Below are 15,721 nucleotides of genomic sequence, written 5' to 3'. Positions count from 1 at the left end.
ATGCATCGCCGTACGTTTGTGATCAACCCGCCAGTATATGTTCGACCGTCGCCCGCGAAGGAACGGGTGCGACCGCGCCATAACCTTGCGTGGACAGTGCCGCGGCGACATTCGCATAACGCGCCGCTTCAAAAGGATCGTCACCCGCGACGATGCGCGCAATGAACGCGCCGCCGAAACAGTCGCCCGCACCGGTTGCGTCAACGGCATTGACGACGTAGCCCGGCACGACGCGCCGCTCGTCAGGCGTCGCGATATACGAGCCTTCCTTGCCGAGCTTGAGCGCGACCACACGCGGACCTTGCGACAGCACGAAATCGACGATCTCGTCACGGCCGGTCAAGCCGGTCAGCTCGGTCACGTCGTCCCAACTGGGCAGGCAGATATCGGTCTGGCGAATCGCTTCGAGCATCACCGCGCGCGCCCGGGCGAGTGGCCACAGCTTAAGACGCAGGTTGGTGTCGAAGCTCACGCGCACGCCGCTCGCGCGCGCGTGTTCGATCGCGGCCAGCGCCGCGTCGCAGGCGCTCAGACTGATTGCGAGACTGATCCCGGACAGATGGATGACCTTGGCTGCGGCGATCGCCTCGAGCGGCAGGTCGTGCGGCGTATAACGGCTCGCGGCCGAACCGGCCCGTAGATAGTCGAACGCGTGACCCTGCGGCCCGTGCGAGACGAAATACACGCCCGTGGACGCGTGCGGGTCGATGCGTACGAGTGAGGTATCGACCTGTTCACGTTCCCACAGATCGATCAGCAGGCGGCCGAAATGATCGCTGCCGACCGCGGACACAAAACCCGTGCTCGCACCCTGGCGCGCGGCCGCGATGCAGAAGTTCGACGTATCGCCGCCAAAGCCCTGCAGATAGTTCGGCTGATCTTTCGCCGACTGGTTGAACTCGATCATCGCCTCGCCGAGCGCGAGGATCTCCGGGCGGCGGGCTACCGGTGTACTCGCCGACATGGCTTAAACCTCGCCCCACAGATCGTGGCCATCGGCGCCGCTAATCTTCACCGACACGAAATCGCCGACCTTATAGCGCTTCGACGCCTTGGTAGCCGGCGCGATATACACAACGCCGTCAATCTCAGGCGCATCCGCCGCCGTGCGGCCGATACCGCCGTCGGCGTTGATCTCGTCGACCAGCACCTTCAGCGTTTTGCCGACTTTCTTCGCGATGCGTTTCGCGGACACTTCTTCGGCCACTTCCATGAAACGCGCGCGGCGTTCTTCACGCACTTCGTCGGGCAAGGCACCGTCGAGTTCGTTGGCCGTTGCGCCTTCCACCGGCGAGTACGCAAAACAGCCGACCCGATCCAGTTCCGCCTCGCGGATGAAATCGAGCAAAGTCTGGAACTGCTCTTCGGTCTCGCCGGGGAAACCGGCGATGAAGGTGCTGCGAATCGTCAGGTCCGGACACATTTCGCGCCACGCCTTCACGCGTTCCATCACCTTTTCAGCGTTGGCCGGGCGCTTCATGCGTTTGAGCACTTCCGGATGCGCGTGCTGGAACGGCACGTCGAGATACGGCAGCACGTGGCCCTTGAACGGACCTTCGGCCATCATCGGGATCACTTCATCGACACTCGGGTACGGATAGACGTAATGCAGGCGCACCCACGCGCCGTATTGCGCGGCCAGTTCGCCGAGCGCGCCGACCAGGTCGGTCATGCGGGTCTTGATTGGCTTGCCGTTCCAGAAACCCGTGCGATATTTGACGTCGACGCCGTAGGCGCTCGTGTCCTGCGAAATGACGAGCAGTTCCTTCACGCCGGACTTGAACAGGTTTTCCGCTTCGAGCATCACTTCGGCGACTGGCCGCGACACGAGGTCGCCGCGCATCGACGGGATGATGCAGAACGTGCAGCGGTGGTTACAGCCTTCGGAAATCTTCAGATACGCGTAGTGGCGCGGCGTAAGCTTCACGCCCGCTGCCGGCACCAGATCGGTGAACGGATCGTGCGGCTTGGGCAAATGGTTGTGCACGGCCTGCATCACTTCGCCGAGCGCGTGCGGGCCCGTCACGGCCAGCACTTTCGGATGGACTTCTTCGATCAGACCCGTGCCGCTCGCGCTTTTTTTCGCGCCGAGACAGCCGGTGACGATAACCTTGCCGTTTTCGCTCAGCGCTTCGCCGATCGCGTCGAGGCTTTCCTGCACCGCTTCGTCGATGAAGCCGCAGGTGTTGACGACCACAAGATCTGCGCCGTCGTACGTGCCGGAAATCTCGTAGCCTTCGGCTCGCAGTTGCGTGATGATCTGTTCGGAGTCGACCAGTGCTTTCGGGCAGCCGAGCGAGACAAAGCCGACCTTCGGCACGGCAATCGGGGGGGTGGCAGACATGGGGGACCGCTTGAAGACGTTAAACCCTGAATTGTAGCGGTTCGCCACGGCCGCCGCTCGTAAGTCTTTGAATTCTCGTCGTCAACTGGCCGCGACCTCAGCCGGATCGAGCTGGCCGAGGGCCACCCATTGATGCGTCACGATTAAATCGTCCAACGCGAGGGCCTGCTCTATGACCGCAAGAATGTCGCGCGAATCATGCAGGCGCCGGATGGCCGCATGCAGTTCGGCGGCCTGCGGCCAGGTCCGCTTCAGATAGCTGAGCCACATCTTGACGCGCCCGTGTTCGTGACGGGATGCGACACGGCCCTGCAATTTTTTCAGATAGCCGGCAATCTGGCGCAGTACGAGCGGCCATTCCTCGCTGGACGGCAACCGGTCCATCTGTCCGCGTATCCGCAACGCGAGGAACGGGTCCGACACGGCACCCCGCCCGATCATCACGTCGCTACAGCCGCTGACCGCCCGGCATCGCTCCCAGTCAGCCACCGTCCAGACTTCTCCGTTGGCAATGACCGGCACGTCCACGGCAGCGTCGATATGCGCGATCCACTCCCAGTGGGCCGGAGGCCGGTAGCCATGATCACGCGTTCTGGCGTGCACGACGAGGGAGGCCGCGCCGCCTTCCGCCAGCGCCGTGGCGCAGTCGATCGCCAGCGAGGTATCGGACACCCCGAGCCGCATTTTTGCCGTCACGGCGATGCTGGCAGGCACCGCCGCGCGAACCGACGCAACGATCCGGTTCAGCTGTTCAGGGTCTGCCAGCAGCATGGCGCCGCCGCCGTGCCGGTTGACGACTTTGGCGGGACAGCCGAAATTCAGGTCGACTCCATGCGGCGACAATTTAGCCGCCTGGGCAGCATTGAGCGCCATCCATTCAGGATCGCTCCCGAGTAGCTGGATCACCATCGGCGTACCGCCAGGGGTACGGCTGGCATGGAGGACTTCGGGCGTGTCCCTCTCGTACACGCGTTCGGGAAGCAGCGAGCCCGTCACCCTGACGAACTCGGACACACAACCGTCGAACCCGTCGGTGCTGGTCAAGACATCGCGCAACACGTAGTCCGCGAGTCCTTCCATGGGAGCAAGAAACAGCCGACTCACGCGAAAGCGGGCGCCGAAGGGAAGCGCTTGTCCTGACGATGGGCTGTAAAACGAAAGCATACGAAATCGACTGCCAGCATGGCCTTAGCCTCGACGGCGGCAGCCTGGCGTGTGTCGTAAATCTCGAAGGGCATAGGGATTAGCGCTGCAGATGGCGACAAAGGGGACTGTGCAGCAAGGGCGACGGGTTCAAAGGACCTCAAGAACCGCGGGGACCACACCCCGGCATAACGCCCTGCGCACGCAACCACTGATTGTACCGCGCCGACGGCCGCCACCCGCCGCGCGGCCGCTACGTCGGGCCTGCACGCCCTGCGCCACCGCGTCTTACGCCGTTACTTCTTCTCCGGCTCCGGATTGCCTTGCGGACTAGTTTGCGGATTGGTTTGCGGAGCAGCCGGCACATTCCCTGGATTTGCCGCATTCACCGGACCACCCGGCGTGAACGGGAAGGTGCTGAACATCGACTTCGCCTGGTTCTGCATCTGCTCCTGCATCTGCACGAACATGTTTTTGGACTGCTCAATGTAGCTGGTCATCATGCCCTGCATCATCGGCGCCTGCATGTTCATGAACTGCGACCAGACTTCGGGGTTCATCGCCTTGCCTTCATACAGGTTCTTCGACTGGTCGGCGAGCTTGGCCTGAATGTCGATGAACGCCTGAATGTTCTTTTCCAGATACGTGCCCATCATGCCCTGCATCGCATGACCGTAGAACCGGATGATCTGCGACAGCATCGACGACGAGAACATCGGCAGGCCGCCGCTCTCCTCTTCGAGAATGATCTGCAACAGGATAGCGCGCGTCAGATCCTCGTTGCTCTTCGCATCGATGACCTTGAAATCCTCCTGGTCCAGCACGAGTTGCTTGACGTCCGTCAGCGTGATGTACGTGCTTGTCTCGGTATCGTAAAGCCGACGATTCGGATATTTCTTGATCAGTCGTTCGGCTGTTTTCTTTGTAGTAGTAGTCATGTAACGCCTTTGAGCGCGAGTTGAGCGCGGAAACGGCGTCCTGCCGACTGCGCAATCGGGCTATCGCACAGTCGAGACGCCGCCGGAACCATCTGAGCACGCGCGCGCCGCCTTGTGAGCGGCGCGTTCATGACTCAGCCCATATGCAAACCGCCGTTCAGCGAAAAATCAGCGCCCGTGGAGAAACCCGATTCGTCCGATGCAAGCCAGGCCACGATCGAGCCAATTTCATCCGGTTGACCGAGACGGCGCACCGGAATGGTTGCAACGATCTTTTCCAGCACGTCCGGCCGGATCGACTTGACCATGTCCGTGCCGATGTAGCCCGGCGACACGGTATTGACCGTCACGCCCTTGGTGGCCACTTCCTGCGCCAGCGACATCGTGAAACCGTGAATCCCGGCTTTTGCGGTGGAATAGTTGGTCTGGCCGAACTGGCCCTTCTGCCCGTTTACCGACGAAATGTTGATCACTCGCCCAAAACCGCGCTCGACCATCCCGTCGATCACCTGCTTGGTCACGTTGAACAGGCTGGTCAGGTTGGTGTCGATCACCGCCGTCCAGTCTTCGTGCGTCATCTTGCGGAACACGACGTCACGCGTGATGCCGGCGTTGTTCACCAGCACGTCCACCTCGCCGACTTCAGCCTTGACCTTGTCGAACGCTACCTTGGTCGACTCCCAATCGCCCACGTTGCCCTCGGACGCGACGAAATCGTAGCCAAGCGCCTTCTGCTCTTCGAGCCATTTCACGCGACGCGGCGAGTTCGGGCCGCAGCCCGCGACCACCCTGAAGCCTTCTTTGTGCAGCCGTTGGCAAATGCTCGTGCCGATGCCGCCCATCCCGCCCGTTACGTACGCAATTCGCTGTGTCATAAACCACACTCCGTTTTCGTTTTCGAAGCGCCGAACGGCGCCTCATCCCTCGCCTGGTGCTTCATCTACACTGCCGCCGGGCGACCGGCCGGCGAGGCGATTACCCGCCGCGCGACACCCTGCTGCAATGGGGCGCGCGGCAACCCTGCTTACGCCTGCTTATGCGCGCTCGACCGCCAGCGCCACACCCATCCCGCCGCCAATACACAGCGACGCCAGACCCTTCTTCGCATCGCGCTTCTGCATTTCGTGCAGCAGCGTGACGAGAATCCGGGCGCCGGACGCACCGATCGGATGGCCGATCGCGATCGCGCCGCCGTTCACGTTGATCTTCGACGTGTCCCAGCCCATTTGCTGATTCACGGCGCACGCCTGTGCGGCAAACGCTTCGTTGATTTCCATCAGGTCGAGATCGGCCGGCGTCCAGCCCGCGCGCTCGAGACAACGGCGCGAGGCCGGCACCGGACCCATGCCCATCACCTTCGGATCCAGACCCGAAGTGGCGTACGCCTTGATGCGCGCGAGCGGCGTGAGGCCGAGCGCCTCGGCCTTCTTCGCCGACATTACCAGCACCGCCGCCGCGCCGTCGTTCAGACCCGACGCATTGGCCGCTGTCACCGAGCCTTCCTTCGAGAATGCCGGCTTCAGACCGGCCAGCGCTTCAGCCGTCACGCCGTGACGCACGAACTCGTCCGTTGCGAAACGCAGCGGCTCGCCCTTGCGTTGCGGAATGTCGACCGGCACGATTTCGTCGTTGAAACGGCCCGACTTCTGCGCGGCTTCCGCCTTGTTCTGCGACAGCGCCGCGAACGCATCCTGCTGCTCGCGCGTGATGCCGTATTCCTTGGCAACGTTTTCCGCTGTCACGCCCATGTGGTACTGGTTGTAGACGTCCCACAGGCCGTCCACGATCATCGAGTCGATCAGCTTTGCGTCGCCCATGCGGAAACCGTCGCGCGAGCCCGGCAGCACATGCGGTGCGGCGCTCATGTTTTCCTGACCGCCGGCGATCACGATGTCCGCGTCGCCCGCGATGATCGCGTTGGCCGCCAGCATCACGGCCTTCAGGCCCGAGCCGCACACTACGTTGATCGTCATGCCCGGCACGGCCGTGGGCAGCCCCGCCTTGATCAGCGACTGACGCGCTGGGTTCTGGCCCGAGCCTGCCGCCAGCACCTGACCCAGAATGACTTCGCTGACCTGCTCAGGCTTCATACCAGCCCGCTCGAGCACCGCGCGAATCACTGTAGCGCCGAGTTCGGGCGCGGCGATCTTTGCCAGCGACCCACCGAATTTGCCTACTGCCGTACGGGCGGCCGATACGATCACAACATCAGTCATTTCCATATCCTCCGGGCATGTCAGCCGATTGCGCCGCTGCCCGTCAAGTTAAAAATCTCTTCGCTCTTCCGCTCTCGATCCACCCGGCGCGCATCGAGCCAACGCTCGATTCACGCCACGCGTCAGCGCTACACGCTACTCGCGCTGCCGCACATAACGCCCCGGCGCCGGTTCGATCACCGGGAATTCGGTGGAACCGGCTTCGGCACGCGGCTTCACCTTCTTGCCGCCATACTGGTCGAGCCACGTGGTCCATTCCGGCCACCAGCTGCCAGGCACATCCGTGGCTTGATCAAGCCACTCGCCCGGGGTTTCCGGCAGTGTTTTGCCCTCGCCTTCGAGCACCCAGTAGTTGCGCTTTTTCTTCGCCGGCGGATTGATCACACCTGCAATATGGCCCGAAGCACCGAGCACGAATTTCAACGGCCCGCTGAGCAAGGGCACCGACGCATAAGCCGTTTCCCACGGCACGATATGGTCTTCGCGTGAACCGTAGATGAAGGTCGGCACGTCGATCTTCGTGAGGTCGACCGGCTCGCCGCAGGTGGTCAGCGCACCCGGCTCACGCAGACGATTCTCGAGATACGTGTTGCGCAGATACCAGACGTACATCGGCCCCGGCAGACTGGTCGAATCGCTGTTCCAGTACAGCAGGTCGAACGGCACCGGCGTGCGCCCTTTGAGGTAATTGTCGACGACGTAGTTCCACACCAGATCGTTCGGTCGCAGGAATGAGAACGTGTTGGCGAATTCGATGCCGCGCATCAGCCCCGGCGCCGTACCGCCCTTGCCGCCTATGGTCTGCTCGCGCATCTGCACATGCGCTTCGTCGACGAAGATGTCGAGCACGCCCGTGTCGGAGAAATCGAGCATCGCGGTGAGCAAGGTCATCGACGCGGCCGGATGTTCGCCGCGTGCTGCCGCCACCGCCAGCGCCGTGGCCAGCATCGTGCCGCCCACGCAGAAGCCTAGCGTGTTGATCTGCTCGCGGCCGCTGATCTTGCACACTGTCTCGATCGCGGTGAGCACACCCTCGCCGATGTAGTCGTCCCACGTTTTATGCGCGACGCTTGCATCCGCGTTGCGCCACGAAATCAGGAACACCTGATGCCCCGACTCGAGCCCGTGCGCGACCAGCGAATTCTCCGGCTGCAGATCGAGAATGTAGAACTTGTTGATGCAAGGCGGCACGATCAGGAGCGGCCGCTCGCGCACGGTGGCCGTGCGCGGCTTGTATTGAATCAGCTGGATCAGCTCGTTTTCGAACACCACCGAGCCTTCGGTGTTCGCAAGATTATCGCCAACCACGAAACGCGATTCGTCGGTCTGAGATATCTTGCCGCGCTGCAAGTCGCCGAGCAGGTTCATCACGCCCTGCCGCAAGCTCTCGCCCTGGCTTTCCAGCAAGGTCTTTTGCGCTTCCGGATTCAGCGCGAAGAAGTTGCTCGGCGACGCCGCGGCCGTCCATTGCTGGACCGCGAAGCGGATCCGTTCGCGTACCTTCGGCTCGGTATCGAGCGCGTCGACCATTTCCTGCAGATAGCGCGCGTTCAACAGATACCACGCCGCCGTGAATGCGAACGCCGGGGCCGAGCTCCACGCGTCGGAACTGAACCGGCGGTCTTTGAGTTCAGGAGCTTTGGCGGAAGACCCGGCTGCCTGCTGGATCAACTCCATCGCCTCGCGCGAATAGTCGGCTTGCAGCTTTTGGAGACGTTCGGAGGGAATCGCGGCGGCGGGCACGTTCAGACCGCCGAATGACGGCATGGACGTTAGCGACGCCATTTTGCTGAAATCCGGCATGCCGGGAAACGACGGCATTTGCGGCAGACCCATCTGCGGTATCGAAAAAGGCATGCCGCTGCCGCCGGATGACGTGCCAAGTGAACGCCACGCATTCATCCAGGCGTCGAGTAACGGCTGCGTGCCTGCGGCTGACGCAGCGCCGCTCGAACCGGCCTGCTGCGTATGCTCCGTGGAGGAGTCCGTGCTGGGAGAAGCTGAGGGATGTGATGCTGCCATACCTGCTTTTGACCGGTAAGTCCTTGCGGACGGGTTGAGAGGCAGGTTATTGCGCACGTGGGCGATTGCTCGCAACCTCGTCACGCCCTGTCCCGTGGTGAGGAACATTCTTGCTCCCCATCGCAAGGCATGTCAATGCTTGTTCCCGATTTTGCCGCAGTGCGATATTTTTTTAATTATCGTTTTCCCTGTGTAGTAGATCGCGCTTTTGGGACTTGAGTCGACATGGGCCTCGTCGGCGAAAAAAACACCCATATTGCATAGACTTATGTGCGCTTATCCGTGCGCGAGCAGACGTTTTTTGCGGCAGATTTACGCCAGGGACGTGAATTCCGGCAGCGCAGCAAAAAGGCCGCCGCACCTCCGAATAAACCCTCATAAGCGCCTCGCAGGACGGCATGGAGCGGCCCGCTGCGCTGACGGCTCACAGCGCAACGCAATGGCATGATGGGCCGGACTGTGCGAAGGATTTTCGACGCGGCCCTTCACGGCCTTTCGCGCACCGCTAATCCGCAATCGCCTGCGCCTGATCGTCCAGCCAGATGAGGGCAGCCATTCGGCCGGTCTCGCGGTCGCGGCGGTAAGAATAGAAACGCTCGCGTTGCGTGACCGTGCAAAGATCGCCGCCGACCACCTGCGTTACGCCCAGCCGCCGCAGGCGCAGGCGCGCCAGCGCCGGAAGATCCGCGAGGTATTTGCCCGCATTGTGAGGATGCTGGACGAACGCGTTCGCAGTCGCATCGCGTTGCGTAGCGTCAACGTCATTCATGAAGGCGTCACGCACGTCTGCCCCTACCTCGAAAGCATCGGGCCCGATGGCCGGGCCAAGACAGGCATGCAGCGAAGCCACCGTCACGCCGGCCAGCTCGGCCACGCGCTGCGCGGTCTGTTCGACGATGCCCGCTGCCAGGCCGCGCCACCCGGCATGTGCCGCACCGACCGCGCGGCCCGCCGCGTCGCACAACAGAACCGGCATGCAATCGGCGACCATCACGACGCAGACCGTGCCAGGCCGGTCGGTGACACTGGCATCGGCGCGCGTCGGCGTGCCGCCGGCATGAGCCTGCGCGAGCACGTCTTCAGCGCGCACGATGCCGGCGCCGTGGATCTGTTCGAGCCATGCGGCCTCGCTCACGCCCGCCAACGCCAGCAGACGCGCGCGGTTGGTCGCGACCGCCGCTGGATCGTCACCCGCTTTCATGCCCAGATTCAGGCCGCCGGGGTGATCGGCGCCAGCCTGCCAGCGGCCGAATGGCGGCTGACTCACGCCGCCATTGCGCGTGGTGACGAGCGCGCGCACGCGCGGCGATACGTTCCAGACGGGCTGCACAACATCGGCAAAGCTCAGCGCGGGCAAACTCATGCGTGATCGTCCTCGTCGTCGTGTTCGGCGCCATCGTGGCCTTCGTCGTGATCGGCTGCGTCGTCATCGTCTTCGTCCAGCGACGCGTCGTAGTCTTCGTCCTCGTAGTACGTCTCGTCAAACTCGCCCGCGTCGTCACGCCCGAGGCCGAGCGCCGCCGACAGCACCTGCATGTCTTCCGGCGCATCGGCGCGCCATTGCATCGTGCGGCCGGTCTGCGGATGGATCAGGCCGAGGCGCCACGCATGCAGCGCCTGGCGGGCGAAGCCGTCCGGCAGCGGCGTGACTGAGCGCTTGCCGCGAGCGCGTCCGTACACAGGATCGCCGAGCAACGGATGGCCGATGTGCGCGCAATGCACGCGAATCTGATGGGTGCGTCCCGTTTCCAGATCGCAATGAATCGCGGTGACCGGCTGACGCTGCCAGATCGCTGTATCGACACGCCGGAAATGCGTGCGCGCAGGCTTGCCCGAGGCGCTCGTCACCACTGCCATGCGCGTGCGTTCACGCGGATCGCGGCCGATTGGCGCGTCGATCGTGCCTTCCTCGGGCATGTTGCCCCACACCAGTGCGAGATAACGCCGCTTCACCGTTCGCGCCTGCAACTGGCGCACGAGATCGGTTTGCGCCTCAAGCGTGCGCGCCACCACCATCAGACCGGAGGTTTCCTTGTCGAGCCGGTGCACGATGCCCGCGCGCGGCAGGCCGGCGGCGGCGTCGCCGTAACGGTACAGCAGGCCGTTCAGCAAGGTGCCGCTCCAGTTGCCGGCCGCCGGATGCACGACCATGCCGGCCGGCTTGTTGATGACCACCAGCGTCTCGTCTTCGTAGACAATCTCGAGCGGCACCGGTTCGGGCGTGAAAGCGAGTTGCTCGGGCAGCAGATCCGGCACGAGTTCGATGGTCGCGCCGAGCGGCACCGGCTGGCGGATCTTCGCCGGCTTGCCGTCGATCCGCACCCGCTCGGCCTCGATCCAGCTTTGCAGGCGGTTGCGCGAGAACTCGGGGAACACGCGGGCGAGCACCTTGTCGAGGCGTTCGCCAGCCAGTTCGTCGGGTACGAGGACACTGCGCGGCGTCTCGTCCGCCACGCGGCTCGCCACGGTCGGTACCATGCTTTGCGGGCCGGCGGCGTCAAGCGCGTCGGCGCCGAGATCGTCGTCGAGCGAATCGACGCCCAAGGCGTCGGAGGGGTCAGCGCTTACGCTATAATCTTTGTTGCTATTCCCGGCACCGGTAGCGGCGCCTGGAGTATTTGAGCGGGTCATTGAGTCTGGGTCACCTGGACGTAAAGCTAGACTGGAAAATGCGAGCCTTGAACACCATTACTAAAGCGGCGATCAATTTGGCGGCCATCAAGAAGGCGGCCCGGAAAGTGGCCGGATACATTGCGTGCGCTGCAGCCGTCGCCGTTGTTGCGGCTTGCCACGGCCTGCCGGAAAAGACCGACGAGACGGCTACGTGGAACAACAACAAATTATATACGGAGGCGAACGACGCTTTGAGCGGTGGCGATTTCGGCAAGTGCGCCAAGTATTTCGAGATGCTTGAGGGCCGCGACCCGTTCGGCCACTTCGCACAGCAGGCGCAGATCAATGTCGCGTACTGTAACTGGAAAGACAACGAAAACGCTGCCGCCGACCAGGCGATCGACCGCTTCATCCAGTTGCACCCGGATCACCCGGACATCGCCTACGCGTACTACCTGAAGGGCATGATCCACTTCAACGACGACCTCGGTCTGTTTGGCCGCTTCTCCGGCCAGGACATGAGCGAGCGCGATCCGAAGTCGCTGCGCGAGTCGTATGACGCGTTCAAGGTCGTGGTCGACAAGTACCCGAACAGCAAATACGCGCCGGATGCCGCGCAACGCATGCGCTATATCGTGAACGCGCTGGCGTCGCACGAAGTCCACGCAGCGGATTACTACTATCGCCGTGGCGCTTATGTCGCCGCGATCAACCGCGCACAGCTGGCGCTGACGCAATACAAGAACGCACCGGCGATCGAAGACGCACTGCACATCATGATGCTGTCGTACGAGAAGCTGAACCAGCCGCAACTGGCCGACGACACCAAACGCGTGCTGGCCGGCACCTTCCCTGACAGCCCGTACATCACGGGCCATGCAAGGCCGGGTAAGGAAAAGTCGTGGTGGCAGTTCTAGGCTACGGCGCCCTGCATTAAAACGAAACGCCACGACCTCGGTCGTGGCGTTTCTGTTTGTACAGCAGGCTCGACCCGCGCGTCAGCCCGGCACACCGCGCCTCAGTCCCGCTCGAACAACGCAATCGACTCCACGTGCGACGTATGCGGGAACATGTTGATCACGCCCGCGCCCACCAGCCGATAGCCGGCCTCATGCACCAGCAGACCGGCGTCGCGGGCGAGCGTTGCCGGATTGCACGACACGTAGACGATCCGCTTGGGCAGCGGCCCGGCGCCGCTCTGCGCGATCTCCACCAACGCCTTGGCGACGGCCAGTGCGCCTTCACGCGGCGGGTCGACGAGAAATTTGTCGAAGTGGCCGAGCGCGCGCAGGTCGTCCGCGGTGACTTCGAACAGATTGCGGCAGGCGAACGACGTATGGCCCGCCACGCCGTTCAACCCGGCATTCGCCAGCGCGCGCGAGGTGAGCGCTTCGCTGCCTTCAATGCCCACCACTTCCTTCGAGATGCGCGCGAGCGGCAAGGTGAAATTACCGATCCCGCAGAACAGGTCGAGCACGCGGTCCGTACGCGCCGGCGCCAGCAGCCGCAGCGCACGGCTCACCAGCACCCGGTTGATCGCGTGATTCACCTGGGTGAAGTCGGTTGGCTTGAACGGCATCCGGATATTGAATTCCGGCAGCGTGTAGTCGAGTTGCCCGTCGAGCGGATAGAACGGCTGGGCCGTGTCAGGCCCGCCCGGCTGCAGCCAGAACTGCACCTTGTGCTCGTCCGCGAAATCGCGCAGTACCTGTTCGTCGGCTGGCGTGATCGGTTCGAGGTTTCGCACCACCAGCGCCGTCACCGAGGAGCCGACCGCGAGTTCGAGTTGCGGCATGCGGTCGTAAATCGACAGCTTGCGGATCATGAAGCGCAGCGGCATCAGCATGGCCGACACGTGCGGCGGCAGCACCTCGCAGGTCTTCATGTCGGCGATATAACTGCTTTTCTTTTCGTGGAAGCCGATACGCATGCCGCCCTTTTCGGGCAGATAACGCACGGCCAGACGGGCGCGATACCGGTAGCCCCACGCCGGGCCGTGAATCGGGCGGAACACCGTTTCAGGGCGCAGCCTGGCCAGATGCTGGAGATTGTCTTCGAGCACGCGCTGCTTGACCGCCACCTGGGCGCGGATGTCCAGGTGCTGCATCGAGCAGCCGCCGCAGACATCGAAATGGACACACTTCGGCGTGGTGCGAATCACACTTTCGCGCAGCACCTCGACGACCTCGGCCTGTTCGAATTTCGGCTTGCTGCGGTGAGTCGAATAGCTGACCCGCTCGCCGGGCAACGCACCTTCGACAAAAATCACCTTGCCGGGCGTGCCATCTTCGCTCTCGACGCGACCTACGCCGCGCGCTTCCATGTCGAGCGAAACGATTTCGATGATCGGCTCATGGCCGGTGATGACGGGCGCCTTGACCGGAGCGGGCGCCTTCTGGCGCTTGGGCGAGCGACGATGGGGGGCGGTTCGGGACACCTGCGACTTCCTGACAGACTTGGGGGAAAGGCGAGATTGTAGACGAACCGGTGCGTTTGCCAACGAATCGGCGCTGCCGTGGCGGCGGGCTCACGTCGAACGGGATCCAAGCACAGCGAACCGGTTCGTCAAGGAACCGGCGTCGTTCTAGTTGTCGAACGCGGCCAGATATTCGGCCCATTGCGGCGCCGTTTCGAGCGCCAGTGCATTTTTGACGAGGTTGATTTCGTCAGCATACTCCTCGGCCGAAAACGCGCCGCGGATCAACTGGAAACGGCAATACAGCAGGTACGTATTGACGACGTCGGTCTCGCAATAATTACGGATTTCCTCAATACGGCCTTGCTGGTAGGCGTGCCACACCTGACTGCCGTCCATGCCCATCTTGCCGGGAAAGCCGCACATCTTGGCGAGCGCGTCGAGCGGCGCGTTGGCGCGCGCCTGATACATCGCCAGCACGTCCATCAGATCGGTATGGCGCGCGTGATAACGACTGATGTAGTTGTTCCACTTGAATTCGCGGTCGTCTTCGCCGAGATCCCAGAAACGGTAGGCGGGAATGCCATTGACCAGCGCGCGGTAGTTCAGCACCGGCAGGTCAAAACCGCCGCCGTTCCACGACACGAGTTGCGGCGTGTACTTTTCGATCACCCGGTAAAACGACTGCACCAGCGTCGCCTCGCTGTCCTCCAGCGTGCCAAGCGAGCGCACCCGGAAGCCGTTGTTGTCGCGAAAGACGCAGGAAATCGCCGCGATCCGTTGCAGATGGTGCGGCAGAAAATCGCTGCCGATCTTTTCCCGGCGTGCGGCGAATGCATGTTCGGCGACTTCGGCGTCGCTCAGCGTGGCGGGCAAATCTTCGAGGCGGCGAATGCCGGCGACATCGGGAATCGTCTCGATGTCGAATACAAGAATCGGTGTCATCAGGTTATAGAACGGCGTCCTTGCGCACACCGTTGGAGGCGAAGAAGCGCTTGAGCCGCACTAGCGCTTCCTGTTGGATCTGGCGCACACGCTCGCGCGTGAGGCCCATTTCGTCGGCCAGTTCTTCGAGCGTGGCCGGTTCGATGTGGTTCAGCCCGAAGCGGCGTTCGATCACATGACGATGTTTGTCCGACAGACGCGCGAGCCACGCGCGCGTCAGTGTTTCCAGCTCGCGGTGCTGCACCTCGGCGTCCGGCGACTGGCTTTGATCGTCGGACAGCAAATCGAGCAGACTGCTCGCCGGGTCCAGATCGAGCGGCGCGTCGAGCGACGCGGTGTGCTCGTTCAGCGCGAGAATGTCGGTGACTTCGTCGGTGGTCTTGCCGGTCAGATAGGCGATGTCGTCGATGCTGGCGTCGCGGCGCTCGGCGGCTTCCCCGGAATTCATCGAATTCTTTTCCAGATGGCGCTTGGCGCGCAGCACCTGGTTGAGTTCGCGGATCACGTGCACGGGCAAACGCACGGTACGCGCCTGATTCATGATCGCGCGCTCGATGCTCTGGCGAATCCACCAGGTGGCATAGGTCGAAAAACGGAAACCGCGCGTCGGATCGAATTTTTCGATCGCGTGCATCAGACCCAGGTTGCCTTCTTCGATCAGATCGAGCAGCGGCACGCCGCGATTCAGGTAACCCTTCGCGATGCTGACCACGAGCCGTAAATTGCGCTCGATCATGACCTGGCGCGCTTCGAATTCGCCCGCCTTGGCAAGACGCGAATATTTCTGCTCTTCTTCGACGGTCAGAAGCGGCTTGACGCTGATGCGGTTCAGGTAGTGCTGGATCGTGTCGGCCGTCAGCTCGGCTTGCAGCAACGCGCGAAAATCGTCTGCGTCTGGTGCGGCTTCGGCAACGCTCTCGCGCGCGTCGCCTTCTTCCGCGCCGCCCTGGCGTTCGTCGACATCGCGCTCTTCTGCGATGTCCTCTTCCACTTCCGAAGCGCCGCTTTCGTCCGCCGAAGCGGACGTGGCTCGGCTGATCGTCTCAGACTCGGCTTGCGGCGGGCGGCGCTTCGATTTCGGCAT

The 15,721-nt window shown here is 62.9% G+C and carries 13 protein-coding genes; 1 reads left to right on the top strand and 12 read right to left on the bottom strand.

Annotation, left to right across the window (positions count from 1 at the left end; all coding sequences use genetic code 11):
* Window positions 1-22 precede the first annotated feature (22 nt).
* The 9 genes from PQR27_RS08505 to PQR27_RS08465 all read right to left on the bottom strand — a co-directional run bounded on the left by PQR27_RS08505 (window position 23) and on the right by PQR27_RS08465 (window position 11,294).
* A complete protein-coding gene (locus PQR27_RS08505) occupies window positions 23-964 on the bottom strand; it encodes a sugar kinase (RefSeq protein ID WP_408523179.1) in 942 nt (313 codons plus the stop codon).
* Between the two features lie 3 nt (window positions 965-967).
* Window positions 968-2,344, bottom strand: coding sequence for a 30S ribosomal protein S12 methylthiotransferase RimO (gene rimO, locus PQR27_RS08500; protein WP_408523178.1), 1,377 nt, complete (start codon window positions 2,342-2,344; stop codon window positions 968-970).
* Window positions 2,345-2,425: 81 nt separating this feature from the next.
* Window positions 2,426-3,448 carry a tRNA dihydrouridine synthase gene (locus tag PQR27_RS08495; RefSeq protein WP_408523177.1) on the bottom strand — a complete coding sequence of 341 codons (1,023 nt, stop codon included), beginning with the start codon at window positions 3,446-3,448 and terminating at the stop codon, window positions 2,426-2,428.
* A gap of 335 nt (window positions 3,449-3,783) precedes the next feature.
* Complete coding sequence (phaR, locus tag PQR27_RS08490; RefSeq protein WP_408523176.1) at window positions 3,784-4,425, bottom strand: polyhydroxyalkanoate synthesis repressor PhaR; 642 nt, start codon at window positions 4,423-4,425, stop codon at window positions 3,784-3,786.
* A 134-nt stretch (window positions 4,426-4,559) separates the two neighbouring features.
* Complete coding sequence (locus tag PQR27_RS08485) at window positions 4,560-5,300, bottom strand: 3-ketoacyl-ACP reductase (RefSeq protein ID WP_408523175.1); 741 nt, start codon at window positions 5,298-5,300, stop codon at window positions 4,560-4,562.
* A 159-nt stretch (window positions 5,301-5,459) separates the two neighbouring features.
* The gene (locus tag PQR27_RS08480) at window positions 5,460-6,641 is read right to left on the bottom strand and encodes an acetyl-CoA C-acetyltransferase (RefSeq protein ID WP_408523174.1); all 1,182 of its coding nucleotides are present in this window, start codon (window positions 6,639-6,641) and stop codon (window positions 5,460-5,462) included.
* A gap of 135 nt (window positions 6,642-6,776) precedes the next feature.
* Window positions 6,777-8,543, bottom strand: coding sequence for a class I poly(R)-hydroxyalkanoic acid synthase (phaC, locus tag PQR27_RS08475; RefSeq protein ID WP_408525440.1), 1,767 nt, complete (start codon window positions 8,541-8,543; stop codon window positions 6,777-6,779).
* A 625-nt stretch (window positions 8,544-9,168) separates the two neighbouring features.
* Window positions 9,169-10,026 carry a peptidoglycan editing factor PgeF gene (pgeF, locus tag PQR27_RS08470; protein ID WP_408523172.1) on the bottom strand — a complete coding sequence of 286 codons (858 nt, stop codon included), beginning with the start codon at window positions 10,024-10,026 and terminating at the stop codon, window positions 9,169-9,171.
* Entirely contained in the window at window positions 10,023-11,294 is a 1,272-nt protein-coding gene (locus PQR27_RS08465) for an RluA family pseudouridine synthase (RefSeq protein WP_408523171.1), read from the bottom strand. The genes pgeF and PQR27_RS08465 overlap by 4 nt, the downstream gene beginning before the upstream one ends.
* A gap of 38 nt (window positions 11,295-11,332) precedes the next feature.
* On the opposite strand from PQR27_RS08465, the gene bamD reads away from it, so the two are divergent.
* On the top strand, window positions 11,333-12,193 hold the full coding sequence (gene bamD / locus PQR27_RS08460; protein WP_132374763.1) for an outer membrane protein assembly factor BamD: 861 nt from the start codon (window positions 11,333-11,335) through the stop codon (window positions 12,191-12,193).
* Between the two features lie 101 nt (window positions 12,194-12,294).
* Here bamD and rlmD read toward each other — a convergent pair whose 3' ends face one another.
* The 3 genes from rlmD to rpoS all read right to left on the bottom strand — a co-directional run bounded on the left by rlmD (window position 12,295) and on the right by rpoS (window position 15,721).
* Window positions 12,295-13,713 (bottom strand): 23S rRNA (uracil(1939)-C(5))-methyltransferase RlmD, encoded by a 1,419-nt coding sequence (rlmD, locus tag PQR27_RS08455; protein ID WP_408523170.1) that lies wholly within the window; start codon window positions 13,711-13,713, stop codon window positions 12,295-12,297.
* Window positions 13,714-13,860: 147 nt separating this feature from the next.
* Window positions 13,861-14,637: a 3'-5' exonuclease gene (locus PQR27_RS08450; RefSeq protein WP_408523169.1), complete on the bottom strand. Its 777-nt coding sequence runs from the start codon at window positions 14,635-14,637 to the stop codon at window positions 13,861-13,863.
* A gap of 4 nt (window positions 14,638-14,641) precedes the next feature.
* Window positions 14,642-15,721, bottom strand: a complete 1,080-nt coding sequence (gene rpoS / locus PQR27_RS08445; RefSeq protein WP_408523168.1) for an RNA polymerase sigma factor RpoS — start codon at window positions 15,719-15,721, stop codon at window positions 14,642-14,644.

The organism is Paraburkholderia fungorum (genome assembly GCF_046027215.1).
Classification (GTDB): Bacteria; Pseudomonadota; Gammaproteobacteria; order Burkholderiales; family Burkholderiaceae; genus Paraburkholderia; species Paraburkholderia fungorum_D.
The sequence above is the reverse complement of the archived record's forward strand: the minus strand, read 5'-3'. Positions and strand labels throughout refer to the sequence as shown.

Excerpts from the sequence above, each read along its gene's own strand:
- bamD (WP_132374763.1), top strand. The coding sequence starts at position 11,333 with ATGCGAGCCTTGAACACCATTACTAAAGCGGCGATCAATTTGGCGGCC.
- rimO (WP_408523178.1), bottom strand. The coding sequence starts at position 2,344 with ATGTCTGCCACCCCCCCGATTGCCGTGCCGAAGGTCGGCTTTGTCTCG.
- rpoS (WP_408523168.1), bottom strand. The coding sequence starts at position 15,721 with ATGCCGAAATCGAAGCGCCGCCCGCCGCAAGCCGAGTCTGAGACGATC.
- pgeF (WP_408523172.1), bottom strand. The coding sequence starts at position 10,026 with ATGAGTTTGCCCGCGCTGAGCTTTGCCGATGTTGTGCAGCCCGTCTGG.
- PQR27_RS08480 (WP_408523174.1), bottom strand. The coding sequence starts at position 6,641 with ATGACTGATGTTGTGATCGTATCGGCCGCCCGTACGGCAGTAGGCAAA.
- phaR (WP_408523176.1), bottom strand. The coding sequence starts at position 4,425 with ATGACTACTACTACAAAGAAAACAGCCGAACGACTGATCAAGAAATAT.
- PQR27_RS08505 (WP_408523179.1), bottom strand. The coding sequence starts at position 964 with ATGTCGGCGAGTACACCGGTAGCCCGCCGCCCGGAGATCCTCGCGCTC.
- phaC (WP_408525440.1), bottom strand. The coding sequence starts at position 8,543 with ATGAATGCGTGGCGTTCACTTGGCACGTCATCCGGCGGCAGCGGCATG.
- PQR27_RS08450 (WP_408523169.1), bottom strand. The coding sequence starts at position 14,637 with ATGACACCGATTCTTGTATTCGACATCGAGACGATTCCCGATGTCGCC.
- PQR27_RS08465 (WP_408523171.1), bottom strand. The coding sequence starts at position 11,294 with ATGACCCGCTCAAATACTCCAGGCGCCGCTACCGGTGCCGGGAATAGC.
- PQR27_RS08485 (WP_408523175.1), bottom strand. The coding sequence starts at position 5,300 with ATGACACAGCGAATTGCGTACGTAACGGGCGGGATGGGCGGCATCGGC.